The organism is Streptomyces sp. NBC_00096 (genome assembly GCF_045041305.1).
Taxonomy (GTDB): Bacteria; Actinomycetota; Actinomycetes; order Streptomycetales; family Streptomycetaceae; genus Streptomyces.
Window position 1 is genome coordinate 164,968 of sequence record NZ_CP108221.1, and the last position, 26,142, is coordinate 191,109.

Annotated in this window: 23 protein-coding genes; 6 read left to right on the forward strand and 17 right to left on the reverse strand. The window is 72.6% G+C overall.

All coding sequences use genetic code 11. The annotated features are described in order from the left end of the window. Positions 1-194: 194 nt before the first annotated feature. A complete protein-coding gene (locus OG904_RS00790) occupies positions 195-2,858 on the forward strand; it encodes a LamG-like jellyroll fold domain-containing protein (RefSeq protein ID WP_405486264.1) in 2,664 nt (887 codons plus the stop codon). A 222-nt stretch (positions 2,859-3,080) separates the two neighbouring features. Here the strand turns inward: OG904_RS00790 and OG904_RS00795 are convergent, their stop codons facing one another. After that, positions 3,081-3,503, reverse strand: a complete 423-nt coding sequence (locus tag OG904_RS00795; protein WP_405486266.1) for a MarR family winged helix-turn-helix transcriptional regulator — start codon at positions 3,501-3,503, stop codon at positions 3,081-3,083. 162 nt (positions 3,504-3,665) lie between these two features. Here OG904_RS00795 and eno point away from each other — a divergent pair, with 162 nt between their 5' ends. Then, entirely contained in the window at positions 3,666-4,982 is a 1,317-nt protein-coding gene (eno, locus tag OG904_RS00800; protein ID WP_405486268.1) for a phosphopyruvate hydratase, read from the forward strand. Here eno and OG904_RS00805 read toward each other — a convergent pair. The 6 genes from OG904_RS00805 to OG904_RS00830 all read right to left on the reverse strand — a co-directional run bounded on the left by OG904_RS00805 (position 4,971) and on the right by OG904_RS00830 (position 11,092). After that, positions 4,971-6,383 carry an AMP-binding protein gene (locus tag OG904_RS00805; protein WP_405486270.1) on the reverse strand — a complete coding sequence of 471 codons (1,413 nt, stop codon included), beginning with the start codon at positions 6,381-6,383 and terminating at the stop codon, positions 4,971-4,973. The genes eno and OG904_RS00805 overlap by 12 nt on opposite strands. Before the next feature lie 162 nt (positions 6,384-6,545). Beyond that, positions 6,546-7,574, reverse strand: a complete 1,029-nt coding sequence (locus OG904_RS00810) for a helix-turn-helix domain-containing protein (RefSeq protein WP_405486272.1) — start codon at positions 7,572-7,574, stop codon at positions 6,546-6,548. Between the two features lie 130 nt (positions 7,575-7,704). Then, positions 7,705-8,304 (reverse strand): hypothetical protein, encoded by a 600-nt coding sequence (locus tag OG904_RS00815; protein ID WP_405486274.1) that lies wholly within the window; start codon positions 8,302-8,304, stop codon positions 7,705-7,707. Beyond that, positions 8,301-8,963 (reverse strand): SigE family RNA polymerase sigma factor, encoded by a 663-nt coding sequence (locus OG904_RS00820; RefSeq protein WP_405486276.1) that lies wholly within the window; start codon positions 8,961-8,963, stop codon positions 8,301-8,303. Before OG904_RS00820 ends, OG904_RS00815 begins: the two co-directional genes overlap by 4 nt. An 8-nt stretch (positions 8,964-8,971) precedes the next feature. Beyond that, positions 8,972-9,409 carry an LAETG motif-containing sortase-dependent surface protein gene (locus OG904_RS00825; RefSeq protein ID WP_405486278.1) on the reverse strand — a complete coding sequence of 146 codons (438 nt, stop codon included), beginning with the start codon at positions 9,407-9,409 and terminating at the stop codon, positions 8,972-8,974. Positions 9,410-9,571: 162 nt separating this feature from the next. After that, positions 9,572-11,092 carry a PLP-dependent aminotransferase family protein gene (locus OG904_RS00830; RefSeq protein WP_405486280.1) on the reverse strand — a complete coding sequence of 507 codons (1,521 nt, stop codon included), beginning with the start codon at positions 11,090-11,092 and terminating at the stop codon, positions 9,572-9,574. A gap of 28 nt (positions 11,093-11,120) precedes the next feature. Between OG904_RS00830 and OG904_RS00835 the strand changes: the two genes are divergently transcribed. Then, complete coding sequence (locus OG904_RS00835) at positions 11,121-12,137, forward strand: DMT family transporter (protein WP_405486282.1); 1,017 nt, start codon at positions 11,121-11,123, stop codon at positions 12,135-12,137. A gap of 32 nt (positions 12,138-12,169) precedes the next feature. Further along, complete coding sequence (locus tag OG904_RS00840) at positions 12,170-13,063, forward strand: helix-turn-helix domain-containing protein (RefSeq protein ID WP_405486284.1); 894 nt, start codon at positions 12,170-12,172, stop codon at positions 13,061-13,063. Here the strand turns inward: OG904_RS00840 and OG904_RS00845 are convergent. The 4 genes from OG904_RS00845 to OG904_RS00860 all read right to left on the reverse strand — a co-directional run bounded on the left by OG904_RS00845 (position 13,055) and on the right by OG904_RS00860 (position 19,064). Continuing rightward, the gene (locus OG904_RS00845) at positions 13,055-16,492 is read right to left on the reverse strand and encodes an endo-alpha-N-acetylgalactosaminidase family protein (RefSeq protein WP_405486286.1); all 3,438 of its coding nucleotides are present in this window, start codon (positions 16,490-16,492) and stop codon (positions 13,055-13,057) included. The genes OG904_RS00840 and OG904_RS00845 overlap by 9 nt on opposite strands. Positions 16,493-16,707: 215 nt before the next feature. After that, positions 16,708-17,082 (reverse strand): YbjQ family protein, encoded by a 375-nt coding sequence (locus OG904_RS00850; protein ID WP_405486288.1) that lies wholly within the window; start codon positions 17,080-17,082, stop codon positions 16,708-16,710. Positions 17,083-17,128: 46 nt separating this feature from the next. Continuing rightward, positions 17,129-17,791 (reverse strand): response regulator, encoded by a 663-nt coding sequence (locus tag OG904_RS00855; protein WP_405497678.1) that lies wholly within the window; start codon positions 17,789-17,791, stop codon positions 17,129-17,131. A 79-nt stretch (positions 17,792-17,870) separates the two neighbouring features. Then, positions 17,871-19,064, reverse strand: a complete 1,194-nt coding sequence (locus OG904_RS00860) for a sensor histidine kinase (protein WP_405486291.1) — start codon at positions 19,062-19,064, stop codon at positions 17,871-17,873. Positions 19,065-19,549: 485 nt separating this feature from the next. Here OG904_RS00860 and OG904_RS00865 point away from each other — a divergent pair, with 485 nt between their 5' ends. Then, complete coding sequence (locus OG904_RS00865) at positions 19,550-20,047, forward strand: hypothetical protein (RefSeq protein WP_405486293.1); 498 nt, start codon at positions 19,550-19,552, stop codon at positions 20,045-20,047. Positions 20,048-20,080: 33 nt separating this feature from the next. On the opposite strand, the gene OG904_RS00870 is transcribed toward OG904_RS00865, so the two are convergent. The 5 genes from OG904_RS00870 to OG904_RS00890 all read right to left on the reverse strand — a co-directional run bounded on the left by OG904_RS00870 (position 20,081) and on the right by OG904_RS00890 (position 23,989). Then, complete coding sequence (locus OG904_RS00870; RefSeq protein WP_405486295.1) at positions 20,081-20,434, reverse strand: NTP pyrophosphohydrolase; 354 nt, start codon at positions 20,432-20,434, stop codon at positions 20,081-20,083. Between the two features lie 20 nt (positions 20,435-20,454). Then, a complete protein-coding gene (locus OG904_RS00875) occupies positions 20,455-21,528 on the reverse strand; it encodes an AAA family ATPase (protein ID WP_405486297.1) in 1,074 nt (357 codons plus the stop codon). 3 nt (positions 21,529-21,531) lie between these two features. Further along, complete coding sequence (locus tag OG904_RS00880) at positions 21,532-22,749, reverse strand: RNA ligase (protein ID WP_405486299.1); 1,218 nt, start codon at positions 22,747-22,749, stop codon at positions 21,532-21,534. A 110-nt stretch (positions 22,750-22,859) separates the two neighbouring features. Continuing rightward, entirely contained in the window at positions 22,860-23,543 is a 684-nt protein-coding gene (locus OG904_RS00885; protein ID WP_405486301.1) for an epimerase, read from the reverse strand. Positions 23,544-23,572: 29 nt separating this feature from the next. Then, on the reverse strand, positions 23,573-23,989 hold the full coding sequence (locus OG904_RS00890; protein WP_405486303.1) for a VOC family protein: 417 nt from the start codon (positions 23,987-23,989) through the stop codon (positions 23,573-23,575). Between the two features lie 348 nt (positions 23,990-24,337). Here OG904_RS00890 and OG904_RS00895 point away from each other — a divergent pair, with 348 nt between their 5' ends. After that, the gene (locus OG904_RS00895) at positions 24,338-25,048 is read left to right on the forward strand and encodes a YoaK family protein (protein WP_405486305.1); all 711 of its coding nucleotides are present in this window, start codon (positions 24,338-24,340) and stop codon (positions 25,046-25,048) included. Between the two features lie 48 nt (positions 25,049-25,096). Here the strand turns inward: OG904_RS00895 and OG904_RS00900 are convergent, their stop codons facing one another. Continuing rightward, positions 25,097-26,041 carry a tellurite resistance/C4-dicarboxylate transporter family protein gene (locus OG904_RS00900; RefSeq protein WP_405486307.1) on the reverse strand — a complete coding sequence of 315 codons (945 nt, stop codon included), beginning with the start codon at positions 26,039-26,041 and terminating at the stop codon, positions 25,097-25,099. Between the last annotated feature and the right edge of the window lie 101 nt (positions 26,042-26,142).

Below are 26,142 nucleotides of genomic sequence, written 5' to 3' on the forward strand. Positions count from 1 at the left end.
CGGATGCGGAATGGCCGGTCGACACTCACCTGCCGGCCCATTGCGGCAGCCGTGGATCAGGCCAAGCCGTGCATGGGTCTTGGGGGCCTCGAAGTTCAGGACCAAAAACAACGCATTCTGCTGCTGGATCTGCGATGCGAGACGCACAAGGGGCGGTTATGTTCACACGATCGATCGGGGCTTGGATAGCAGCCTTGTCACTGTCGGCAGTACTGCCGACGGCGCTGGGCGGCGGCCTGGCTGCGGCGGCTGCCGCTGCTCCCGTTCCACCGGTTCCGATCACAGCAGATGAGCTGCCCACCTGGCAGCCCAACGGAATCGTGTGGGCGATGACCCAGGCCGATGGCGTCGTCTTCGCGGGCGGCACGTTCTCCACTGTCAGGCCACCCGGTGCAGCGGCCGGCGACAGCGAAACGCCGGCAGTCAATTTCGTCGCTCTGGACGCTGCGACCGGACAGCCGACCTCCTGCGCCCTGTCGTTCACAGTGGGTTCCGGACTGGCGACCGTGCGAGCGCTGGCCGTGTCACCTGACCACAAGACCCTTTACGCCGGTGGGCGGTTCGGTGCCGTCAACGGCGTCGCCACCAGCAACCTGGCGGCCATCGACATCGCCACCTGCAAACCCAAGGCGAATTTCCAGCCTTCGGTCAACGCCACCGTCCGGGCCCTGACCGTCACCAAGGACGAGGTCTACCTCGGAGGCGACTTCACGAGTGTCGCCGGCCAGCCCCGCCGCTACTTCGCCTCCGTCACCACCGCATCCGCGGCGCTGCGCTCCTGGACGGCGAATACAGATAAGACGGGCCGGGCAATCGAGGTGACCCCAGACGGGCAAAACGTCATCCTTGGCGGTGATTTCTTCACTGTGAATGGGCGCGATTCCCAGGCCCTTGCCGTCGTGTCCAGCACCAGTGGAACCTTGACCAAGGCCTATCCGGCCGGGTTCCTCGCCAGCAACGTGAGGGTGAAGGACATCTCCATCGATTCCACCGGCTTCTATACCGCCATGGAGAACCTCAGCCTGCCTACTCGACCCAACGACCCCATTGCGTACGACGGACGGATGGCTTTCGATCTCGGTAGTTTCAATGAGCGTTGGCGGGATACTTGCTTCGGCGCCACACAGGCCGTCGAGGCCTACAAGGGCGTGCTCTACTCGGCCTCGCACGTACACGACTGCCGCGGTTTGGACGAATTCACCGAAAGGTGGGAGCGCCAGCACTTGCTGGCCCAGCCGGTGGGCAGTCCGGGGCCCATCCTCGGCTGGTTTCCCGACACCAACGACGGGCTCGGGGAGGGCATCGGCCCCCGGGTCCTTGCCGTCGCGCCCAAGAACGACACCGACTACATGTGGGTGGGCGGGGAGTTCACCAAGGTCAACGGCAAGCCGCAGCAGGGGCTGACCCGCTTCTCCGGGGCCAAGGACACTGGGTCGCCGTCGGTCCCGCAGGCCAGCGTCTCCAGTACCACTCCGGGCAAGATCGACGTTCGCTGGCAGTCCAGCATCGACCTCGACAACAGCGACCTCACCTACCGCGTCTACCGCAACGGCTCCAGCACGCCGGTCTACACCGTCACCGGCTCGTCCTCCCCCTGGAACCGCCCCCAGCTGACTTTCAGCGACACCAACGTCACACCCGGTACGACGTACACCTACCGGATCACGGCCAGTGACGGCACGAATACCAGTGCGCTCTCCGCGCCCGCCAAGGTCAAACCCGCCGCAGCGGCCGACCCGTACGCAGCACGCGTCGTCGCGGACGGGGCAAAGCAGTACTGGCGGTTCGACGAAACGGCGGGCACCTTCGCGGCCGATGCCTCGGGGAACGGCAACAGTGGCATCCACAAGGGCGGCGTCAAGCCCGGCGTGACGACCCCCAACGGTGTCAACGGGTTCAATGCGGCCGCCGGCTACCTCGGCACCGACCAGCACACCTACAGCGAACACCCCAGCCAGACCCCGGCCGCTTACACGATCGAGACGTGGTTCAGGACGACCACGAAATCCGGTGGCAAGCTCATCGGGTTCGACAGCAACAACTTCATGCTGGGCCGCACCACGGACAAGAACCTCTTCATGAGCAATGACGGATACGTGTGGTTCGGAGTACGCAGCGGCACAAACCGAACCATCCACAGCGTCGGGGCACTCAACAACGGCAAGTGGCACCATGTTGTCGCCGCCCAGAGCCCCATTTTCGGAATGAGTCTGTACGTGGACGGCGTATTGGAGGCGGCCAACCGGCAGGTGACCACCAGCGCCGATTACCTGGGCTATTGGATCGTGGGGGGAGGCGTCCCCGATGCACTGGCTGGCTGGCAGGTCGGTCCGGGCAACCCGTCGAGCGCATCGTTCACCGGTGAAATCGACGAAACCGCGGTCTACCCCACGGCTCTCACCCCCCGGCAGGTCACCGACCACTATGTGCTCTCCGGACGTACCGCCAGCCAGTCCTCCACCTATTCCGGCGCATCCGCCACCCGAGCCGTGGACGGCGACACCAACGGCGACTGGTTTGCCGGCTCCGTGTCCCACACCGCACTCGAAGCGTCCCCCTGGTGGCAGACCGACCTCGGAGCAAGCCGGACGCTACAGGCCATCGAGATCCACAATCGCACCGACTGCTGCAGCGAACGCCTCACCGACTACTGGGTGTTCGTCTCCGACACACCCTTCACCCCGGGTCTCACGCCCGCTCAGCAGGCCGCCCGCACCGGCGTCTGGTCCAGCCATCAAACCACCCCCGCAGGGGCATCCGTCACCATCCCCGTGTCCCGCACAGGCCGCTACGTCATGATCCAGCTCAACGGCACCGGCTACCTCTCGCTCGCCGAGGTCAAACCCCTCACCTCCTGATGGCGTTGCCAATCCGCGACCGTCCCCGCTGGTCGTCGAGGGTGCGGGCGATCAGGGCGGGCGGGTCGTGATGAGGGCGCGGACTCCGAAGGAGTCCGCGCCCTCACCGCTGCGGGGGACATCGTCGGGGCAGGTGCACGGCCATCACCGACGGAAGGGGGCGACCTCGCCAAATGGCCGGCCGCTGCGACTTCTGGAACATGGCCTGGCGCCTTGACCTCACTAGCGCGTGGCGAGCCGGTCCAGCAGGGCGGCGCTCCGGGCCAGCAGCGACCTTTCCTCATCGGTGAGTTCGGCCTCGATGGCCTGCGCGAGCCAGCCGGCCCTCCGGCCGCGCTCCGCTTCGAGCGCGGCCCGGCCCGCCTCCGACAGCTCGACCAGCGACTTGCGGCCGTCCGTGGGGTGCGCCCGACGCGTGATCAGGTTCTGGTCCATGAGCAACCCCACCGCCCGGGCCATCGACTGGGGGCGTACGCGCTGATCGGAGGCGAGGTCACTGGTGGTCATGGCGCCGTTGCGGTCGAGTGCGCCGAGCACCGCGGCCTGGCCCAACGGGATGCGGTCCTCGTGTTTGACGCGCCGGGTGAGCTTGCCCATCGCGGTGCGCAGTTCGGTGGCGATGACGGCGGCTTCCGAGGTGGGCATAGGGCATTTTACCCCGTTGGCCAGCACAGCTGTGCACCTGACCTGTACAGCAATGCTGCACAGCTAAACTGAGCAGCATTGCTGTAGGGTTCCTGTTGTCGGGCTCAGCGCCAGCGTTGTCGCAGCCGGGGCCACGGCACACGAGAACGGGAAGGACCTCCCATGTCCGCAAAGGCAGTCGGAACCGTCAACGCCACCATCGAGACCGTCACCGCCCGCCGGATCATCGACAGCCGGGGCAACCCCACCGTCGAGGTCGACGTCGTCCTGGCCGACGGGTCCCTGGGCCGCGCGGCCGTCCCCTCCGGCGCCTCCACCGGCGCCCGGGAGGCCGTCGAACTGCGCGACGGAGACTCCACGCGCTGGCACGGCAAGGGCGTCGACCGCGCCGTGGCCCACGTCAACGGGGAGATCGCGGCGTCCGTGCGCGGCCGGGACGCGGTGGACCAGGCGGGTCTCGACGCCGCGCTGGTCGCCCTCGACGGCACCGCCACGAAGTCCCGGCTCGGCGCCAACGCGATCCTCGGGGTCTCCCTCGCCACCGCCAAGGCCGCCGCGGCGGCCCACCGCCAGCCCCTCTACCGCTACCTCGGCGGCGCCGACGCCCACCTCCTGCCACTGCCGATGATGAACATCGTCAACGGCGGCGCCCACGCCGACAATCCGCTGGACTTCCAGGAGTTCATGATCGCGCCCATCGGCGCGGACACCTTCGCCGAAGCCGTCCGCATGGGCAGCGAGGTCTTCCACACCCTGCGCCGCGATCTGCTGGCCGCCGGGCACTCCACCGGCGTCGGCGACGAGGGCGGTTTCGCGCCCGCGCTGCGCACCGCGGAGGAGGCGCTCGACTTCGTGATGGCCGCCATCGAGCGCACCGGCTACCGCCCCGGCACGGACATCGGCCTGATCATGGACCCGGCGTCGTCGGAGTTCTTCCGCGACGGGGTCTACGACTACGCGGGCGAGGGGGTGCGCCGCACCCCCTCCGAGAACGCCGACTACCTGGCCAAGCTCATCGACTCCTACCCGGTCCTCTCCATCGAGGACCCGATGGCGGAGAACGACTGGGACGGCTGGCGCGAGCTGACCGCCCGCGTCGGCGACCGCTGCCAGCTCACCGGCGACGACGTGTTCTGCACCAACGAGACCCTGCTGCGCGAGGGCATCCGTACCGGCGTCGGCAACTCGGTCCTCGTCAAGGTCAACCAGATCGGAACCCTGACCGAGGCACTGGCCGCGGTGGACACGGCCCACCGGGCGGGCTGGACGGCGGTCATGTCGCACCGGTCGGGCGAGACGGAGGACACCACCATCGCCGACCTCGCGGTGGCGACCGGCTGCGGCCAGATCAAGACCGGCTCGCTCTCCCGCTCCGACCGCACGGCGAAGTACAACCAGCTGATCCGCATCGAAGAGGAACTGGGTGACTCGGCGCGCTACGCGGGCCGCTCCGCACTGCGCCGGGCCTCACAGCCCTAGGCCGTCTCTTTCGGAGCTTGCCGGGCCCGGGCCGGTCACCACCAGGTTGCCGTCCGGGGTGCGTCGCGCGAGCCGGCCCGTACGGAAGTAGCCGTCGGGGGTGAAGGAACGCGCGTTGTGGGCGGGCTCCCGGTAGTAGCCCCGCGGGGTGGACGGGCCGCGGACGAGGAGTTCGCCGGGCTCCCCCTCGGGCAGGTTCTTGCCTTCGGCGTCGACCACGCGGATCTCGTCGTCGGACGAGAGCGGGCGGCCGTGCGTGGTGAGCGCGGTCCCGTCCGGATCCTCGGGCCGGGTGAGGGCGAGCGGCCCCTCGGCCATCGCGAAGACCTGCTGGGGACGGCAGTCCAGTGCGGAGCCGATCCGTTCGGCCAGCTCGCGCTGCGGGGGTCCGCCGACGATCTGTACGAGCCGCAGACTGCTCACGTCGGCCTGGGCCGAGGGCAGTTCGTCGAGCCAGAGCCGGGCGAGGGCGGGCACCACCGACGTGAGGGTGACCCGCTCCCGCCCGATGGCCTCCAGGCACTCGGCGGCTCCGGGGTCCTCCAGCAGGACCACGGTGCCGCCGGCGGACAGGGTGCCGAGGATGCCGGGGCAGCCGAGGGCGAGGGCGGAATCGGCGGGCAGCGCGGCGAGGTACACGTCGTTCTCGGTGAGCGACACCAACTCGGCGGCGGCCCGCACCTGGTGGGCGTAGTCGTTGTGGGTGCGCGGAACGAGCCTGGGAGGCCAGGCGTTGGTGTCGGTGGTGGTCTCGGCGTTGATGTCGGCGTTGGTGTCGGAGAGCAGGAAGAACGCCACCTCGTCGGCGCGCTGCGTGAGCGCCGGATCGGGCGGGGAGTCGAGTGAGCCCAGCGGGAAGTAGTGGCAGCCCGACGTGTCGGTCGTGAAGCCGCCGTAGGGGGAGGAATCACCCGGCGCCTCGAAGGGGAACACCCGCCGCAGGAAAGGCCCTTCGGCCGCGATCCCGGCGGCCATCGCCGTGTGGTCGAAGCCCCGGTACACCGAGGGGCCGACGTAGCCGGTGGCCTGGGCGACGCGCACGATGTGGGAGACCTCGGGCGCGCGGTGCGAGACCGGGCAGAGCACGGGGACCATGCCGGCCCGCATCAGCGCGAAGACGGTGATGACGAACTCGGGAACGTTCGGCAGCTGGACCACGACCCGTTGCCCGCGCCGCAGGCCGCGCAGCCGGAACCCGGCGGCCATGCGGTCGATGCGACGGTTCAGGGCCGCGTACGTGAGGCGGGTTTCGCCGTGCACGAGCGCGGTCCGCGGACCGAACCGCAGGACCCAGCCGCGCAGCAGGTTGTCGAGCGTCGTGCCGCGCCAGTGCCCGGCCGCCCAGTAGCGGTCGGTGAACTCCTCGGGCCAGGGCGTACAGCCGTTGAGCGTGGATGTCATGCGCTTCCTTCCCTGCCGGCTTCCGAGCCGCCCCGCCGTCTTGATCTTGGCAAGGGGAACCCCTCGGCGCCTGCGCACGCAATGCGCTTTCCCGACCATGGGCGCTCCCTCCGCTCAGCGCAAAGCCCAATGAGCACCTCTGACCTGCGGGAACGGCCGGGCTCACCGGTTCCGGTCGGGGGCCGGCCGGCCCGCCGCGCGGTCGGCTCCGGCTCCGGCTCCGGCTTCGTTCAGGCTCAGCGCGCGGAACTCCGTGGGGCTGACTCCGTACGCCTCGCGGAAGGAGCGGCTGAAGACCGCGGGTCCGCTGAAGCCCCAGCGGGCGGCGACGGAGTGCACCCGGCGGGCGCCGGGGCCGGGGCGGGCGAGGTCCACCCGGCACTGCTCCAGGCGGCGCCGGCGGATCCGGGCCTGGACGCTCTCCTGCCGGCCGTGGAAGAGCTGGTGGAGCGTGCGCAGGGAGATGTTGTGGCGGGCCGCGATGACGGGCGGTGTCAGCTCCGGGTCGCCGAGGTTGTGCTCGATGAAGGCGTGGATCCGCTGGAGGAGGGCCTGCGTGCGGACTTCGGCGGGGAGCCGGTCCTCCGCGTCCAGGTGCTGGGCCAGGCAGGCCGTCGCGAGGTCGACGGCGACGGCGCCCAGGCGACGCAGCTCTTCCGGCTCGCATTCGGCGCCGTGGTCCTCCAGGGCGGTCATGAAGGAGGCCAGGACCGCCGCCACCCCGCGGTCGCCCGGTATGCGGCGGGCGAGCAGCCGTTCCAGGCGCTGGTCACGCAGTGGCAGGACGTCCCGGGGAAGCATCAGGATCGTCGCCCGCACCTGGCCGTGGTCGGCGAGCATCTCGTTGTCGGAGGGGCGCGAGGTGTCCCAGAGCATCAGGTCCCCGGCGCCGATGGTGCATTCGTTGCGGTGCTGGCTCATCGACGTGCTGCCCTTGCGCAGGAGCGCCAGCTGGTACTGCTCCGGGTCGCCGCGCCGGATCAGCGCGGGGGTGCGCCGCGAACGGAGCGGCGACAGGGCGAACTTGGCCACCCGCAGCTCCCCCAGGTCCAGTACGGCGGCCTCGCCCTGGAACTCCGCGGGCCGCTCGCTGCTGAGGGCCGCCGGCATCACCTCGCGCGAGATGATGTCGGCGTACCAGTCGAACCGCTCCCCCGCCGGTACCGCACCCGACGACACCACTGACCACATCCCGCGTCCCCCGTTCGAACTCTTCGGCAGGGATCAAGGATGCAGCGGAACGATCTCCATCGGCGCATGGTTCCGGCCCGCGTGGCGCGCCGGAGCCGGGCGCCGCCCCGGGGCCGGTGACAACGCCCGGTTACCGCTGGCGGTATCCCGGAGACCCGGTCGCCGGTGGTGGCGAGGGCGACGCGGACGGGCCCGGTCCGGCGGATGGGGCGGCGGAGCTGGACGGGGTGGGACTGGAACCGGGCCGCGGCCCACCGGTAGTGGACCCGCGCACCGGACCCGCCGAGGACGGGAACGGGGAGGAGGCCCGGGAGGAGGGAAGTGGCGTGGGCGAAGGCGAGAGCAGCGACGGGGACGGGGTGCCCTGGACCGGCCGCGGGGAAGAACCGTCCGGCCAGGTCGACGGGGACGGCGGCGCGGCCGGCGGAACCGGGACCGGGCGGACCGGGGCCGGGTCCGGGGCCAGTACGGCGTACCCCACCACCGCGGCGGCCGCTGCCGCCAGCCCGGCCAGCGGCAGCGCGAACCCGCGCGGCCGGGCCCACGGCAGGCGTCGTACACCGGGCCCCGGCGGCTGTGCCGGGCGCAGTTCGCGCACGGTGATCCCGGCCGCGCGCGCGTCGAGGGCGCGGCGCAGCCGGTACTCGACGGGCCGCTCGGCTCGCGCCGGTGCGCCTCCCGGGCCCGGGCCCGGCTCCGACCCCTCGGCCGGTCCCCGCGCACGCGTCATGTCCGACCCTCCAGAATCCGTTCCAGCGCGTCCAGTCCACGGCTCGCGTTCGATTTCACCGAGCCCCTGCTTATGCCCAGCGTCTCGGCGATCTCCGCCTCGCTGAGGTCGGCCCAGTAGCGCAGCACCAGTACCTGCCGCCGTCTCGGCGTCAGGCGGCCCAGCGCGGCGAGCACTTCGCGGTGTGCCTCGTCGAGGACCACGGACGCCTCGGCGGACGGTACGTCGACGGGCGCCGGCGGGATCCAGGCGCGGGCGGTCCGGCGCCGGCGCAGTACGGAGCGGGCCGTGTTGACCACGGCGGTGCGCAGGTAGCCCAGCGCGTTGTCCACCTCCGTGATCCGCTCGCCGTGGCGCCGGTACAGCGCCGTGAAGGCGTCCTGAACCACGTCCTCGGCGGTGCCCAGGTCGTCCACGAGCAGCACGGCCAGCCGGACCATCTGCAGCCGGTGCGCGTGGTAGAGCTCGGACACGGTGGGCGGCGGACCGCCGTTCTCGGAGGGGTGGCCGTACGTGTATCCGTGCCGGTACGGCTCCGGGTGCGCGGGCGGGGCGGCCGGGGCGGACCGCTCGCGACGCAGCAGGAACGACCACAAGCCCCGCCGCACCCGGTCGAGACCGGGTACGGCGGGGCCCACGGGTGATGCGAGGTGGAGCACGGGGATCCTCAGCCGTTGGCGCGGCGCCGCACGGCGTACAGGGTCGCGGCCCCGGCGGCGAGCAGCACGGCGGCCCCGGCGCCGAGTGCGGTCGTGGTGGCAGAGGAGCCAGTATGCGCGAGCTCGGGTTCGCCGTTGGAGCCCGGGGTCGCGCTGGGGGCGGCGGGAGCCGCGCTCGGGGCGGCGCTCGGGGCGGTGCTCGGCTTCGCGCCCGCGGGCAGGCTCACCGAGGGCTGCGGCCGGGGAGACGAGGGGACCGCGCTCGGGGACGCGCTCGGGACGGCGCTGGGGGCGGCCGATGCCGGGGCGGGCCGGGCGCTCGGCGTGGCGGACGCCCCCTGCGCGGCGGAGGCCGGCCCGGCGAGAGCGACTGCCACCCCGGCGGCGGCGACGGCGACGGCCGCCGCCCTGCGGAAGGTCAGCGGGGCGCGCTTCAGGTTCTTCACGGTGGTTCTCCACGGTCGGTTGCGGGGCGCGGAACCACGCCCTTCACCCCGCACGACGCGCGACCCTCCGGGAGGTTGCCGCCGTTCCGGAAAAACATTTCGCGGTTCGGTTCCGGACCCGAGGTCCGGCTCCGCGTTCCGGACCCGGCCGGCTTCGCCCGCTCAGGTTCGCCGGAGCCGCCCGAGCCCCCGCAGCGCCGTGCCGAAGGCGGCCACGCCCTCCTCGATCTCGCCGACCGGGCCCGCCGCGTAGCCGAGGATCAGGCCGGGAGGGCCCGGGGCCAGGCGGTGCCAGGACAACGGGTGGGCCTTGACCCCGAGTTCCAGGGCCGCCGCGGCCAGCGCGGTGTCGTCGAACTCCGCTCCGTCGAAGGTGACCATCAAGTGCAGCCCGGCGGCCGCCCCGTGCACGCGTGCGCCGGGCAGTGCGGCGGCGATCGCCCGGAGCATCGCGTCCCGCCGGGCCCGGTGGCGGCGGCGTACGAAGCGCAGGTGGCGCTCCAGCTCCCCCGATGCCATCAGCCGGGCCAGCACCAGCTGGGATAGGACCGGATTGCCGAGGTCCGCGTACCGCTTGGCCTCGATCACGGCCTCCAGATGGCGGGGCGGGACCAGCAGCCAGCCCAGCCGCAGGGCGGGGGCCAGCAGTTTGGAGACGCTCCCGGCGTAGCAGACGGCCTCCGGCAGCAGGGCGCGCAGGGCGGGGACGGGGGCCCGGTCGTAGCGGTGCTCGGCGTCGTAGTCGTCCTCGATGACGATGCCCCCGGCCGCCGCCCAGCCGAGGAGTTCGCGGCGCCGTTCGCCGTCGAGGACCACCCCGGTCGGGAACTGGTGCGCCGGGGTCAGCAGCACCGCCCGGGCCGGGCCGGCCGCCAGGGCGGCGGTGTCGATTCCGCCCGCGTCCACCGGTACGGGCACGATCTCCATGCCGCCGTGCTCCAGCTGCTGACGGGCCCCCAGCGAGCCGGGGTCCTCCACCGCGACGCGCCGTACGCCGTCCGCCCGCAGCACCTGCGCCAGCAGTCCGAGCGCCTGCGCCACTCCCGCCACGACGACCACCTCACCGGGGTCGGCGCGGATCCCCCGGCCCCTGGCGAGCCAGCCGGTGACCGCCTCGCGCAGCGCGGGGGTGCCCTGCGGGTTGCCGTAGCCGAAGTCGGCCGGGGTGAGCTCGGCGAGGACCCGGCGCTCGGCCTGGAGCCAGGCCGTACGCGGGAACGCGGTCAGGTCGGGGACCCCGGGCGAGAGGTCGATCCGGCACGGCACGGTGCGCAGGGCGTCGACGAGCGCGCCGCGGGCCCCCGGCGCGAACGGGCCGGCCGGGGCCGGGGATCCGGCCCCGGCGGGCCGGTCCGGGGGCGGCCGCCGGGTCGCCCGCGCGGTCACCGGCGCGGCCACCACGACCGTCCCCGCACGGCCCCGGCCCTCGACCTGGCCGGTCTCCGCCAGCCGCTGGTACGCCTCGGTGACCAGGCCCCGGGAGACGCGGAGCTCGGCGGCGAGGACGCGGCCGGCCGGGAGCCTGGAGCCCACGGGGAGCGTGCCGTCGGCGATGGCGGCGCGCAGCCGGTCGGCGAGCCAGTCGGTGCGGCCGCCGGCCGGGGCCCGGCCGATGTCGAGCTGGAGGAAGTCCGACCCGGGTGTTTTGGACCCCTGCGAGACGTACTCTTTGGACCTGTCCATGGGTCCATTGTCGCGCCAGGCTCGACGTATGAGTACATCGCCTCCGCGGCTGCGCGACCTCGTCCCCGGCATCGCCGGCATGGCGCTCGTCGGCAGCAGCGTCACCGTCTCCCGGTCCCTCGTGGACGCCCCGCTGTTCGGCGTCCAGGCCGTCCGCTACACGGCGGCCGCACTGCTGCTGTTCGGCCTGGCCCGCGTCGCCCGGGTGCGGATCGCCGCTCCGCGCGGCCGCGAGTGGCTGTGGCTGGCGGGGGTCGCCGCGACCGGGCTGGTGCTGTTCAACGTGGCCGTCGTACGGGGCGTCGCGCACGCGGAACCGGCCGTCATCGCCGTGGCCGTGGCCTCCGTGCCGATCGTGCTGGGGCTGATCGGCCCGCTGCTGGAGGGCCGCCGGCCCAGCCGCCGGGTGCTGCTGGCCGCTCCGGTGGTCGTCGCCGGGGCGGTGCTGGTGGAGGGCACGGGCCGGACGGACGCGGCGGGGGTGGGGTGGGCCGCGCTCGCCCTGGGCTGCGAGGCCGGTTTCACCCTGCTCGCGGTACCGGTGCTGCGGCGTCACGGCGCGTGGGGGGTGTCCCTGCACGCCGTGTGGATGGGTGCGGTGATGCTGGTGGTGCTCACGGTGTGCGTCGAGGGGCCTTCGGAGCTCGGGTCGGTGAGCCCGCGCCAGTGGGCGGCCGCCGGATACCTCGCCGTCATGGTGACGGCGGTGGCCTTCCTCCTCTGGTACCGCACGGTGGCCGCGGTGGGCTCCGGCCGGGCCGGGCTGCTGACCGGGGTGGCGCCCCTCGCGGCGGCGGGCGCGGGCGCCGTGACGGGCGGCGGGGTGCCGGGGACGGCGGTGTGGCTGGGCCTGGCCGTGGTGATCGCCGGCCTCACGGCCGGGCTCCTGCCGGAGCGGACGGCGGGGCGGACGGCGGACGGGACAGCGGGGCGGACGGCGGAGGGGGCTGCCGGGCGGACTTCGCAGCGGGCTGAGGGGCCCGCCGCGCCGCCCCCGGCGGCCGCGCGAAAGCCCCGTAACGCCCAGGAGTCCGCCGCCCCTTGAGCGGGCCGGGCCTTGTGGATCACAATCCGCAGATGGCAACGCCCCCGTACAGCAGCTGGATGCGGTACTTCTCGCCGACCGCCAACCACCGCCGGCTCGGCCTGGTGTGCCTCGGTGTGGGGGTGCAGCAGGGCGTGCTGCCGGTGGTCGGCCCGCGCGTCCTCGACCACCACGTCGCGGTGGTCGTCTGCGCCGGCCGCGGCTGGTTCAGCCACGGCGGCCGGGCCCCGCAGCCGGTGACGGCCCCGGCGCTGCTGTGGCTGGTACCGGGCGTGGAGCACCACTACGGTCCCGATCCGGAGACCGGCTGGGACGAGTGCTTCGTGGACTTCGCCGGTCACAGCGTGGAGGCGTACACCGACCTCGGCTACGTCACCCCCGACCGCCCGCTGGTACCGCTGGGCGGCACGGCCGGGGTGCGGCACGTGGTCGACGGGATCGTCCGGGCGGCCCGGCGCGGCGGACCGCTGCTGGAGGTGGAGGCCGCCGCGGCCGTGCACGGGCTGCTCGTCGCGCTGCGCTACGCCCGGGCCGAGGTGTCGCGGCACGGGGACGCCGTGATGGACACCCTGGCCCGGGACGCACTGCTGCCGATATCGGTGGCCGAGCACGCCGCCCGGCTCGGGATGCCGCTCCCCCAGCTGCGCGGGGCGGTGCGGCGCAGTACCGGGGAGGGGGTCAAGGAGTACCTCCTCGGCATCCGCCTGAGCCGGGCGAAGGAACTGCTGGCCCGGACCGACCTGCCGGTCGCCGGAGTCGCCCGGCGGGTCGGTTACGAGGACGCGGCCTATTTCAGCAGGCTGTTCAGCCGCCGGGTGGGCGTGGCGCCCGTCCGGTTCCGCCAGCAGCAGTCGACCCAGCAACAGTCGACGCAACAGCACTCGGCGCAGCCGCAGTCCGCCGCTCAGCAGCCCCCGTCACGGTAGGTAGCCGATGTTGAGTTCGGCGACCGCCGTCCACGGATTGCCCGAGACCTCCTTGGTGGCCTTGAGCTTGACGTAGCGCGCGGTACGGGCCGTGAAGGCGGCGTCCTGCTGGACGGTGGTGTTGGCGAAGGTCCCGGAGGCGGCCGCCGTGCCCCAGTTGACCCCGTCGGTGGAGGTGAGGACCTGGTAGTCGGCGATGCGCCCGTTGCTCTGCGTCTGGCGGGGCAGGTAGTGCAGGGCGGACACGTTGTACGGGGCTCCGAGGTCGAGGGTGATCTCGTGCGGCATCGGCGCGGTGGCCTGGTACCACTGGGTGTGCCAGATGGTGGCGCTGTCACCGTCGAGCACGTTGGCCGCGGCGCCGTTCTCGCCCGCGGTCTCCTGGCTGTCCACCGCCTTCACGCTCATCTGGCTCTGTGGGACGAGGAGTTCGCCGCCGCCCCCGGTACCGAGGTCGTCGACGGCGAGGTCGTCCAGGATGAAGTCGGCCTCGTTGTGCGAGCCTTCGCCGGTCACCTTCCGCACGCCGATCCAGGCGTCGGTCCCGGCCGTGAAGGTCTTGGTGAAGGTGGTGGCCGTGCGGGCCTGGTTCAGCGCGGTGGCCGTCTCGGTGCTGCCGGAGCCGGTGATGAACTGGTAGTCGCCGCTGAAGCCGTTCTCGTAGCTGAAGGTGACCTTGTACGAGCGGCCCGGCGTGAGGCGCAGCGTCTGCGGGAGGGTCCGGTAGACGAGGCCCTGCCGTTCCTCGTGCGACTTGAGCGAGTTCTGCCCGCTGATCACGTCGTCGACCAGCTTTCCGCTCCATCCCGCCTGGGTGTACGGGGTGTTGCGCTGGGCGATGTGGGTGCGGGGGTCGGTGGCCGATCCGCCGGCGCCGCCGAAGGCGAAGGGGCCCCAGCCGGCGTCCACGTTCTCGAAGTCCTCGGTGAACATGTGGCCGTTCAGCGGGGTGCGGGCGGAGCGGACGACCCGTACGTCGTCCAGGTAGACGGTGCCGGTGCCGGAGGCAGCGGACAGTTTGAGGCCGGCGCTCGACTGGCCGGCGGGTACGTCGAAGAGCACCTTCATGCGCTGCATCTTGGTGGTGTTCTTCTCGCTGCCGCCGAGGCTGTTGGTCAGCGTCGAGGAGTCGGCGTAGACGGAGGCGGCGCCGCCGCCGGCCGGGGTGACGGTGAGGGTGGTGGCGCGGCCGGCCGGGGTGGAGACCCAGACGGAGGCCGCGTAGGTGCCGGGGGTGAGGCCGGTGAGCTGCTGGGAGACGGCGGGGGCGGTGTTCGCCGCCATCGTGAGCTCGTTCTGTCCCTGGGCGTTGCGGGCGACGGCGGCGCCGGTTCCGGTGACGGTCCAGGCGTTGAGGTTGCCCGAGTAGAAGGAGGGGTCCTTCACGGGGGCACCCTCGCCCCAGTTCGGGTCGGCCTGGGCGGGCGCCGCGCCGTTGGTGACGACGTAGGCGGTCTTCGCGGTGGCGTTGATGGTGACCTGCCCGCCCGTGACGGTGAGGTCACCGACCAACTGGCGTCCCGTGTCGGTCAGTTTGTAGAGCTTGGGCGAGGTCCAGCCGGCCGGCAGGGTCCAGGTGGTGGAGCCGCCCGCGGTGTTCCAGTGGTAGAGCTTGCCGTCGCGCGGCAGGAGGTAGGTGGAGCCGCTCAGGACCGTCCGGCCACCGGTGGTGATCTTGCGGGTGCCGCCGGCCGTGGTGACGGTCGTGCCGTTCGCGAGGGTGACGGTGTCGGAGGTCCACTTCACGACCGGGGATTCCTGGAGGTACTTGGTCGGCAGGTTGGTGGCGAAGGTGGTGGAGAGGAAGGAGGTGTAGTCCCGCTTGCCCTGCCAGCCCTCGTAGGCGGTGAGTTCGGCGCCGCCGAGCAGGGGGTTGCCCGCGATCCAGTCGTCCTTGGTGTGGTTGGCGATGAAGCGGGCGATGTTGGAGTTGATGCCCTTGAGGTCGGTGCCGCCGTAGTTGACGTCGGTCGCCCAGTGGTGCCAAAGGGACTGTTCGGTCATGGAATTGGGGAACTCCGTGGCGAGCTGGTAGCCGAGGCCGCCGATCTCGCGTTCGAGCTTGCGCGAGACGTAGCCGTCGCCGTACCAGACGTCCACGTAGAGGAAGTCCAGCCCGGGGGCGGCCGCCTTGAGGTCCTGGAGCCGCGCGAGGCGCCCGCCGGACTGGCCGTCCTTGCGGGTGTCCACGTAGTACGACTGGTCGAGCCAGTCCCAGCCGAGGCCCCCGCTCTGGTGGGCCGGGTCGAAGGTGGCCGAGACCGGGTACTCCTCGGTGGCGTTGATGTGCACGCCGAAGTCGGCGTTGTACGTGTGGCCCACGGTGGTCAGGGTGTTCAGGTCGGTGGCGCCGCCGAGCTTGGAGCCGACGTTCTTGTAGTCCATGTGCGCCGAGTCGTGGCCCTCGGAGGCGTACCCCTTGAGCAGGACGAACTGCCCGAGGCCGTCGGTGGCGAGGTTGACCCGCTTGGTCTCGTCGAGGGTCTCGGCGAAGGGGTGGGTGGCCGCGGAGGCGAAGTTGAAGGGAATGCGCTGGACGACCCGGTCGGCGGTCTGCTGCCAGCCGGTGGGCGGGGTCCAGATGTCGCGGTAGGCGACCGCCGCGTCCTGCCAGTCCACGGTGGAGTCGCCGTTGCGGTCGGCCGTGATCGCGACCCGGACGTAGGGCAGCGGTTCGGTGTCCGTGTCGGCGGCGCCCGCGGCCCGGTAGAGCCAGGATCCGCTCCACAGGCCGGCCCGGCGGTACGCGCCCTTGTCGGTGACCTGCTTGCTGATCCGGCCGTTCTCGGTGGCGGTTCCGCCCGAGGGGGTGTCGTAGGAGGAGTTGGAGTCGATGGCCGCGGCCAGCTTGCCGGTGTTGGCCAGGCCGTACATCACGGTCGAGGCGGAGGCGTCGACCGGGGTACTGGCGGTGATCGGGGTGAAGGTGTCCCCGGTGCCGGTGGTGGCGGTGTACATCTTCGCGGTGGAGAGCGCGGCGCCCGCCTGGCCGCTGCGGACGCTGACGAGGTTGTGATCGGGGATCGCGAAGCTCCGTACGCGCAGGGCGGCGGTGTCCTCGATGGCGGTGACCTTGAACTCCACGACCGAACCGGCCACCGAGAGACGGGACCTGATGGTCACTCCGGAGAAGGCGAGGGCGTAGTCGACACCGGACGCGGAGGGCGTCGCGGTGACGGTGGGGGTGTAGGTGGTCCCGTTGACGACGATCGCGCCGATCGCGTCCTCGTTGCCGTTCAGCACGTCCCCGGTGGCGGTGCGGGTGTAGCTGATGACGCGGGGGAAGGCGCTGTCCACACTGACGGACAGCTCGGGCGAGGTGATCGTCACGGGGGCGGCCGCCACGGCGGGGGCGGCGGGCACGGCCACGACCAAGGTGGCGACCAGACCGGCCACCGCGGCTGCGGCCGGCCAGAGGGGGAATCGCATCGGACCTCCGGGAGTCGGCGCTTCCTGTGCGGAAGACCGCACGCCGTGGAGGCCGGCGGTCCGCTCACTGACCAGTCAGCTTGCGGATCGCGGCACGACAGGCCCATGGACAAACCCGAGCCCCGTCCTGGATTTATGTGACCGGTGGGTCACATGGTCCGGCCTAGGAGGCACGGACCACGGGGAGGGGGACGGGTCGGCGGGGCGGCGGGGCGTCAGGTGCTCGCCGGGACCAGGACGACCGCCGTGCCGTAGGCGCAGACCTCCGTGCCGACGTCGGCGGCGTCGGTCACGTCGAAGCGCATCATCAGCACGGCGTTCGCGCCGCGGGCCTTCGCCTGTTCGATGAGGCGCTCCATGGCCTGGTTGCGGGTCTCCACCAAGGTCTTGGTGAGGCCCTTCAGCTCGCCGCCGATCATCGACTTCAGACCCGCGCCGATCTGGCTGCCCAGGTGCCGGGAGCGCACGGTGAGGCCGAAGACCTCGCCGATGACCTGCTCGACCCGGAAGCCGGGGACGTCGTTCGTCGTCACGACCATGACGCCGGTCTGCTGCGCGCCGGGGCCGCCGCCGTAATCTTCGATACCCATGGGCTCCACTCTGGCGGCGCCGGGCGGTACCCGCATCCGGAGCGGGTCAGGGCAGCCTGGCGGCGAGCCCGCACTCGTGGGCCACGACCACGGCCTGCGCCCTGCTGGCCAGCTTGAGCTTGCTCATGCACCGGTGGACGTGCGTCTTGACGGTGGCGGCGCTGAGTACGAGACGGTCGGCGATGTCCGCGTTGGACAGGCCCGCCCCGACCAGACCGAGGATCTCCCGCTCGCGCGGGGTCAGGGTGTCCAGGCCGGGGCGCGGGGTGCGGGCGGCCGCCGGGGCGGCGTAGGTGTCGACGAGCCCCCGCAGGGCGCCGGAGCTGAACAGCATCTCGCCGGCGTGCACGGTGGCGATGGCGGCGAGCAGCCGGTCGGGCGGAGTGTCCTTGAAGAGGAAACCACCCGCCCCCACCCGAAGGGCCCGGAAGACGTACTCGTCGGAGTCGAAGGTCGTCAGCATGAGCACCTTGGGGCGCGGGCCCGGCCCGGCGGCGGCCAGGATCCGCTCGGTGGCGGTGATCCCGTCGATTCCGGGCATCCGGATGTCCATGAGGATCACGTCGGGGCGGGTGGCCGCGGCCAGCCGCACCGCCGCCTCCCCGTCCTCGGCCTCGCCGACGACCTCGTAGCCGGGGGCGGCGGTGAGCAGCGCGGTCAGTCCGGACCGGATCAGGAACTGGTCGTCGACGACCAGGACGCGCAGCAGCTCGATCACTCCATCACGTTGTTCTCCGGGGGCGGGATGTTCTCCGGTACCGGGATGTTCTCCGGGTTCCGGGAGTTCTTCAGGCGTCATGGACGATCCTCGGGACGGGGACTCTCAGGCTGACCTCGAAGCCACCCTCGGGAGCACGCTCGGCGGTCACGGTGCCGTGGTAGATCTTCGCCCGTTCGCGCATGCCGACCAGTCCCTGGCCGGAGCCGCCGGAGGGACCCGCGGAGCCCGTCGGGCCGTCACCGCGGCCGTCGTCCTTGACCCGGACACGGACCTCGTCCTCGGCGTAGTGCACGCGGACCGTGGTGTGGGCCGTCGGGGCGTGCTTGAGCACGTTCGTCAGCGCCTCCTGGACCACGCGGTACGCGCACAGGTCGATCCCGGGCGGCAGGGCGTACGCCGTTCCCGTGATGGTGACGTCGACCGGCACCCCCGCCGCGCCGACCCGGCGCACCAGGTCGTCGAGGCGGCCCAGCCCCGAGACCCCGGGGGGCGCCTCCTCGGCCGGCGCGGTCCCGTCCTCCCGGAGCACGACCAGCATCCGGCGCATCTCGGCCAGGGCTTCGTGGGCGCTGGCGCCGATGGTGTCCAGGGCCCGGCGGGCGGTGGGCGGGTCGGAGGAGAACACGTACCCGGCGAGCCCGGTCTGCACGGAGATCACCGATACGTGGTGCGCGATGACGTCGTGCAGTTCACGGGCGATCTGGATGCGCTCCGCGACGACGGCCCGGCGGGCCTTCTCCTCCTGCTCGAGGCGCAGTTGGCGCGTCAGCTCGCGCAGCCGGCGGGAACCGTCCCCGGCCACCCAGCAGACGGTGGTCGTCACGGTGACGAAGCCGACGCTGAGCGGGCCGAGTCCGGGCTCGGCGAGCCGGGTTCCCCAGAGCAGCACCAGCAGCGAGGCGGCTCCGCAGCGGACGGAGACGCGGCGGGGGCGCAGGGAGGCCACGGTGTAGAGGGCCAGGAACATCCCGCAGACGGCGGGAACGTGGTAGTAGCCGAGGGTGAAATAGGTGCCGATGCAGATCGCCGTGCTCACCAGGACGGGCACGGGGTAGCGGCGGCGCAGGACGAACGGCAGGTACACGGCGGCGAGCAGCCAGTAGGCGAGGGGATCGGCGTCCCGCCAGTGGCCGTTGGGATAGGGCGTCTTGGCGAGCACGCTCGCCGATATCCAGAGCGAGCCGACGGCCCACACGATCTCGACGATGACCGATCGCGCGGCGCGGAACCGGATGACCGCCGGATGTGCGGACAGCTGCACGTCAAACCCCCTTGTGTACACCCCTGGTTGTACAGGGTTACCACCCGTGGCGGTAGCCGCAGTTCAACCCGTGGATGGGCGAGAGCGGCACCCCGGCGCCCGTAGATTTCCTTGAGCCGGTCCCAACCGGCAGTGGCCCGATCCCCCCGGGGCCCGCCACGCGGCCGTGCCCGTTCGGGGGCGGGCACGGCCCCGGCGTGGCACGACCCAGGCTCCGCGGCCCGGGGCTCCGCGGCCCGGGCTCCGGGACCTCGGCTCCACGGCCCTGGCGGCCGGCTCGCCCGGATGGCCCTACGTCCCGGCCGCTCCCCCGCCCGATCGCCCCGCACCCCGCACCCCGCACATTGGGCATATCGGGCTAAATCACGGTGCGTCAACCGGGCTGCACGGTCCGCCGTCGCCATAGTCGTCCGTGGCGACCGCCTGGTTGCCATCCCGCGCCGCGTTCCGCGGCCGGGCGGACATCTTCTCGGAGGAGCCGGCTCATGCTGAAGCCCACCAGGACCATCCTCGCACTCGCCGCCGGAAGTCTGGTGCTCGGCCTGGTGGGGGCGGGTTCGGCTGTCGCGGACGATGGCCCGAGGCACGACAACCCGGGCCGGGAGACCGTCGTGGACGACGAGCAGGACTCCGACGGACTCACCCGCCCCGACGGGTCCGACAAGGACAAGCACGTCCGCGGCGTCGTCACCTCGCGCGGCCCGCTCACGGTGCGCAGCAAGCCGACCACCCACTCGTACAAGCTCGGCAAGCTGCACTCGCACGAGAAGGTCGCCATCGAGTGCAAGAAGCACGGTGAGCGGGTCGACGGGAACAAGACCTGGTACCTGCTCGACGGCGAGGAGAAGGACGGCATGGACGGCGGCGGGATGACCCCGAAGGCCGCCAAGGGCACCAAGACCGCCGCCGCGAAGGACCGCAAGGACCGCTGGGTCTCGGCCCGCTACATCAAGGCCTACGGCGAAGTGAAGTACTGCCGCTAGCAGCGTCCGGGCCGGCCCCCCGGGGCCGGCTCCTCACGCCTGCGGGCGTACGGTGCGCGGTCCCACGCACCGCGCACCGTACGCCCGTACCCGCTCGCGCAGTTCCCGGTCCGCCGTGACCACCACGCACGCGCCGGGGTCCGCGCAGGCGGCCACCAGCTCCACGATGCGGTCGTCGCCGCTCCCGGGTGCCGGGTCCACCCGTACGCCGGGCACGGACTCGACGCCCCGGGCGGCGCCCTCGACGACCAGGACGATCTCCTCGCCCTCGTCCCGCTCGGCCAGCCGGTCGCGCAGCCGCTCGGCGGCCCCGCGCCGGTCCCGCCACCAGCCGTCCGGCACGGACCCGACGACGTTGGCGCCGTCCACGATCAGCTTCTTGTCCACCACCCCAGTATGGGCACGGGCTAGAAGTCCCCGTAGTTGACCTGCCAGGTCGCCAGCCCCATCCGGCGCCAGATGGCCACCACCCGGTCGCGGTCGTCCAGGGACACCCGGACCGCGTACCGCTCGCGCACGTGGGCGTTGAACAGCTCCGCCTTCACGATGTCGTCGCGGCGCGTGTCACCCGCCGGCCGCATCCACAGCTCGTCGTACGGGACCCCGTGCTCCCGCAGCCAGGCCTCGGTCGGCTCGCGGAACTCCTCGCCCCGCCCCGAGAGCAGCACGATGACGTCGCCCTCGGCCCGCCGGAAGGCGTCCAGGGCGTCGCGCACCGGCGCGTTGAGCGTGTCGGCGCCGCAGCGGGAGAAGTCGTACGGGTTGCGGTCGCCGGTCATCGCGAGGGTGCCGTCGATATCGCACATGACCGCCGTGGGCAGCGCCGGGTCGGCGACGTACGGGGACACGTCCGGCTGGTCGTTGAGCCAGTCCGCGGTGAGCCGCCAGCCTCCCTTGCGCGCCTTCGCGTGCTTCTCCGCGAGTATCCGGATGATCTCCCCGCCGACCTGGCGCTCGCGTGCGGCGTCGCGGCGCAGGCACTCCTCCACGGGCACATCGGTGAAATCGTGCACGACGAAGGTGGCCCGTCCCGCGACGGCCGCCTTCAGCCGCTTGGGGATGTACGAGGTCAGATGGGTGTTGTCGACGACCACGTCGAACCCGCCCTCGACGGCCGCGCCGACCGCCGCGTCCTGGATGTCCAGTACGGTCTGCTCGTGCTTGTACGAGCGCCCGCGCTCGGGGTCCGGCACGTCGAGCATGGACCGCAGGTCGTCGAGGTTGACGCGGCGCATCCGGCCGCCGGACTCCGCCTGGAGGGCGCGCGCGGCGGTGGTCTTGCCGGAGGCCGGCAGCCCCGTCATGACGTGGACCACCGGGAGTGCGGGGGTCTCGGTCGCGGGACCGGGGGTCTCGGTTTCGGGACCGGGGGTCTCGGTTTCGGGACCGGGGGTCTCGGTTTCGGGACCGGGGGTCTCGGTTTCGGGACCGGGGGTCTCGGTTTCGGGACCGGGGGTCTCGGTTTCGGGGACTTCGGACACGGGTCAGTTCTCCTCGTCGTTCGTGAAGGGGTCGGACGTCTCGGGGCGCACCTGCCGCCAGGTGACGAGCTCGGTCGTCCTGCCGTCGAGCCGCTGGAACAGCGCGCCGCGGATCCCGCCGTCGCGGATCTCCTTGGCGGCGCGCGCGAACGCGCCCCGGTCACCGGTCAGGTGGGCGAGCGAGGCGTAGGCCTCGTCGATGGCGCGCTCGCGGAGCGCGGCCTGCGCCTCCAGCCGTTCGATCACCGAGCGCACCCACTGGTCGAACTCGTCGGGCACCTGCTCCAGCAGGGCGTCGAGCGGCTTTCCGCCCGAGGCCTCGATGTCGGCGACGGTGCAGTTCAGCCCCTGGGCCAGCTGCTTGACCGGTAGACCGGCGAACCGCTGGATGCCGTGGCCGCGCCAGATGTCCCGCTCGGTCACGCCGGTGAGCACCTTGTGCAGCCGTACGTACTCGGCGATCTTGGCCTTGGCCCGGACGCCCGAGGCGAAGCGCAGGACGAAGCCCTCCGCGTCGGTGCCGGTCGCGGCGGCCCCGCCGGGCAGGGTGCTGGATCCGGTCAGCGCGAGCAGTTCGCCGAGCGGCATGGCGGGCCACACGGTGACCACGGACCCGATGCCCTGCCAGTGGACCGCGGCCTCGCCGAGCGGCACCTCGGTGCCCTCGGCTCCGTCCGTGCGGTACGCGGCGAGCAGCACGAGGTCGCGCCGGTCGCCGTAGTCCACGACGATGCGGTTCTGCGGGTACAGGATCTCCGCGAGGTAGGTGGTGCCGGGCACCAGGGCGGAGGTGTCCCGTCCGTCGAGGCGGCGCTGCGCCCAGGTGGCCTGGGTGCTGGTGAAGGAGCCCTTGGACGCGACCCGCCACTTCCCCGCGTAGTGGAAGACCACCCCGAGACTGCCGTCGACCTTGTCGTACACCTCGAAGGGCTCGTCCGGCAGGGCCGGCGCGTACGGCTGACCGGACTCGTGCTCTCCGACGTTGAAGAACTTGGGCAGCGGCAGCGCGACGACCGCGCCGGTGCGGTCGTCGGCGACGAGGCCGCGGCAGCGCGTGGTGACCTGGTTCCAGACCCGCTCGTACTGGGCGGTGCGGGTGTAGGTGTAGAGGGACAGCGGCAGCTCGGGATGCGACTTGCGGGTCACGTATCCGGCGTCGATGGCCTCGGTCAGCGCCTGCGCGGGCATCAGGTCGTGCAGAGTCAGGCGGTCCTGGCTCATGGGGTTCCTCCCGGTTCGAGATGCCTCATTCTCGGGGGCGGGAGGGGTCTGACGGAACCGAATATCCGACCGTTGCCGCAGGTCTGCGGCTCGGCCCGGGCCTTCGCCGCCTACCCGCCTTCGCCGCCCAGCCGGTTGATGTCCCGGGGCCGCAGGATCCGCCGGGTGTCCGCGTCGCCCGGTCCGGCCGCGGCGACGGCGATCATGGCGCGGCCGAGCGCCCGGGTGGTGGTCACGAGGTTCGGCGCGACGCGGCGCAGGACCGGGAAGAGCGGCGCGGTGACGGCGTACGCGGCGCGGTAGAGCGGGGTCTTGGAGGGCGTGCCGCGGTCCGGCTGCACGATTCCCGGCCGGAACATGTACGCCTCGAAGGGGAGCTCCAGCAGGTCGTTCTCGGTCTTCCCCTTGACCCGGGCCCACATGGAGCGGCCGCTCTCCGTGCTGTCGGTGCCCTCGCCGGAGACGTAGGCGAAGGTCAGCCGGGGGTTGGCGGCGGCGAGCGGGCGGGCCGCGGCGAGCGTCAGGTCGTAGGTGATCCGGCGGTACTCCTCCTCCTTCATGCGGAAGGAGGAGATGCCGAGGCAGAAGAAGCACGCGTCGTACGTGGCCAGGTCCGGGCCGGACGCCGAGAGGTCGGTCGGGTCGGCCTGGACCAGCTCGCGGAGCTTGGGGTGGGTGACGGAGAGGGGGCTGCGGCCGACGGCGAGGACCCGTTCGACGGAGTCGTCGCGCAGGCACTCGCGCAGTACGCCCCGGCCGATCATTCCGGTCGCGCCGAAGAGGATGACGTTCACGGCCCCACCCTATGCGCGGGCGGCCCCGGTCAGTGGGAGACGCAGAGCTCGTTGCCCTCGGGGTCGGCGAGGGTGGTCCAGACGAAGGGTCCCTGGTGGCCGTCGTGCAGGTGCTTCGCCCCCTTGGCGAGGAGCCGCTCGACCACGGCCGCCGGGTCGTCCCCGCCGGTCCGGACGTCGAGGTGGACGCGGTTCTTGCCGGTCTTGGCCTCCTCGATCAGCTGGAACAGGACGCGGGGCGCCCGTTCGAGGCCGTCGGGGTGGCGGATCCCCTGGCCCGCCTTCCAGACGAGGACGCCCCGGTGGGTGGTGGTGTCCTCCTCGGTCGCCCGCCCGGCGGCGATCATGCTGCGGATGAACTCCTCGTCGCTGGGCTCGACTTCCCAGCCCAGCGCCTCGGCCCACCAGTCGGCGAGGGCGTGCGGGGTGGCGGAATCGACTGTCACTTGAAACGTGTAGGCCATGCCGGGACCCTACTCCCGGGGTCTGACAGCGCACGGGTGGCACTGCCGGGAGGGGCGGGGCCGCCGGGCATGCGGGCCACGCTGGAGCCGGTGGTGGAGGAGCCGGGCGACATGGAAGTTCCTTGCCCCGAGACTCGATTCGATGGCTGGACCCTCTGCCGGCCGCTGCGGGTCGCTCCTTCGGTCGCGTGCCGGGGGCCGCTACCGTTTCCGGGGGACGAAGCCCCTTTCGCCCCGCCCTCTTTCGGGGTGTGCGGGCCCCCTTCCCGGGTGGCGGAACTCCCTTTTCCACCCGCCTCGGACCGGCTCGCGCCATGACCGGAGGGACCCATGACCCCCAGCCCACGGCGACGCGGGATCCTGTGGCCGCTGGCCGACCTGCTGTTCCCGCCGGGGCCGGACGGTGCGCGGTCGCCGCACGGGGTGCTGCCGCCGCTGCTGATCGTCCTCACGTTCGTCAGCGGTGTGGTCGACGCGGTGAGCTACCTGGGGCTCGACCACGTCTTCGTGGCCAACATGACGGGCAACGTGGTCTTCCTCGGCTTCGCGATCGCCGGGGACCGGTCCCTGTCGGCCCCGGACTCGCTGCTGGCCCTGGGTGCCTTCCTGGCCGGGGCCTCGGCCGCCGGCCGGCTGCGGCGGACCACCGGGGCCGCCCGGATGTTCGCGCCGCTGGTGGCGGTTCAGACCGTGCTGGTCGGCGGGGCGCTCGCCCTGTCCACGGCCGGCGGCGGACCGTCCGGCGTGATCGCCCTGCTCGCGCTCGGCATGGGCCTGCAGAACGCCGTGGTGCACCGGCTCGCCGTCCCCGACCTGACCACGACGGTGGTCACCAGGGCGCTGACGGGACTTGCCGCCGACCCGTGGGGTCCGGCGCCGCTACGCCGCCTCGTGACGGTCGTGGCGCTGCTGCTCGGAGCGCTCGCCGGAGCACTGCTGACCCTGCGTCATGGTGCGGAGTGGGCGCTGGCCCTGGCCGTGGCCCTGCTGGGCTGCGTGGTCTGCTTCCGGGCGCGGGAGGCCGCGCGGGAGCGACCGTAGGGCCCCACGGAGGCCGGAGGCCAGGGGCTCGCCGTCCATGCCGGGCGCTCATCCCCGCTGCCGGGGTTCGCGGGCCGCGAGGAAGGCCGCGCAGGTCAGCAGACATGCGCCGACCGCCACCCAGAGCAGTACCGTGCCGAGCGGGCGCAGCCAGGTCACACCGGTCGGGGCCGCCGCGGAGAGGCAGGCGGTCGCGGTCATGCCGAGCGGGAAGACGCTCGACCAGCGCCGGATGTCGTAGCGGGGGCGCGGCCGGGCCGCTTCGGCGGCGAGGAGCACGGCGTACCAGGCGAGGGAGAGCCCGAGCGTCACCAGGGTGACGGTGCGCAGGCCCGTGTGCGCCGCTCCGGTCCACAGGGGTGACGCCGTGAGTCCGGATCCGGCGAGGGCGGTGATGGAGAGCGCCCCGCCGGCCACCCAGTGGTCGCCCGCGCCCGAGACCACCTCGCGGAAGTCGAAGCGTACGAGGGCCTCCGCGTAGAGCAGCAGACCCAGGCCGAAGGCGACCAGCGCGGCCCGGCCGAGCCAGTCGCGGCCGGTGGCGGTGGACAGGGTGCCCGCCAGTACGGCGAGCCCCTGGGTGGCCACGCAGACGAGGAAGGCCGCGCCGGGCATCCGGCGCCCCCAGTGCCGCAGCACGGCGATCAGCAGCCCGGGCCAGAGCGCGGCGGCCAGGACGAGCAGCGCGCCGGCCAGGGTCTGCCATCCGAGGGTGCAGAGCCGGGCGCCGAGCACGGTCGTGGCGGCCACGGCGGTGAGGGCCGCCGGGGTGTCGGCCTCGGCCCGGAACCGGCCGCGGTCGCCCAGCAGCCGGGCCGTGAAATCGGCGGCGAGTACGATCCACAGGGCCCCGGAGACGGCCAGCGCGGCGATCGACAGGGCCTCGTGGCCGATCAGGCGCAGGCCGGCCGAGAGGATCCCGGCGGCCATGACGGCGGCGCCGGCCGCCGGGGACAGCTCGGCCCACCACCGGGCACCCGCGAGGACTCGCACCCTGCCACGGGACACCACCGCGCCGGGTCCCGCCGGTACGGCGCGCCATCGGGGCGGCGGCGATGACCCTTCCGGGCGCGGCGGCGGCGCCCACCTCCCGG

Bases quoted from the DNA above. Each gene is read 5' to 3' on its own strand.
- OG904_RS00865 (WP_405486293.1), top strand. From the start codon at position 19,550: ATGCTGAAGCCCACCAGGACCATCCTCGCACTCGCCGCCGGAAGTCTG.
- OG904_RS00830 (WP_405486280.1), bottom strand. From the start codon at position 11,092: ATGGACAGGTCCAAAGAGTACGTCTCGCAGGGGTCCAAAACACCCGGG.
- OG904_RS00835 (WP_405486282.1), top strand. From the start codon at position 11,121: ATGAGTACATCGCCTCCGCGGCTGCGCGACCTCGTCCCCGGCATCGCC.
- OG904_RS00815 (WP_405486274.1), bottom strand. From the start codon at position 8,304: ATGACGCGTGCGCGGGGACCGGCCGAGGGGTCGGAGCCGGGCCCGGGC.
- OG904_RS00805 (WP_405486270.1), bottom strand. From the start codon at position 6,383: ATGACATCCACGCTCAACGGCTGTACGCCCTGGCCCGAGGAGTTCACC.
- OG904_RS00810 (WP_405486272.1), bottom strand. From the start codon at position 7,574: ATGTGGTCAGTGGTGTCGTCGGGTGCGGTACCGGCGGGGGAGCGGTTC.
- OG904_RS00840 (WP_405486284.1), top strand. From the start codon at position 12,170: ATGGCAACGCCCCCGTACAGCAGCTGGATGCGGTACTTCTCGCCGACC.
- eno (WP_405486268.1), top strand. From the start codon at position 3,666: ATGTCCGCAAAGGCAGTCGGAACCGTCAACGCCACCATCGAGACCGTC.
- OG904_RS00845 (WP_405486286.1), bottom strand. From the start codon at position 16,492: ATGCGATTCCCCCTCTGGCCGGCCGCAGCCGCGGTGGCCGGTCTGGTC.
- OG904_RS00795 (WP_405486266.1), bottom strand. From the start codon at position 3,503: ATGCCCACCTCGGAAGCCGCCGTCATCGCCACCGAACTGCGCACCGCG.
- OG904_RS00850 (WP_405486288.1), bottom strand. From the start codon at position 17,082: ATGGGTATCGAAGATTACGGCGGCGGCCCCGGCGCGCAGCAGACCGGC.
- OG904_RS00880 (WP_405486299.1), bottom strand. From the start codon at position 22,749: ATGAGCCAGGACCGCCTGACTCTGCACGACCTGATGCCCGCGCAGGCG.
- OG904_RS00895 (WP_405486305.1), top strand. From the start codon at position 24,338: ATGACCCCCAGCCCACGGCGACGCGGGATCCTGTGGCCGCTGGCCGAC.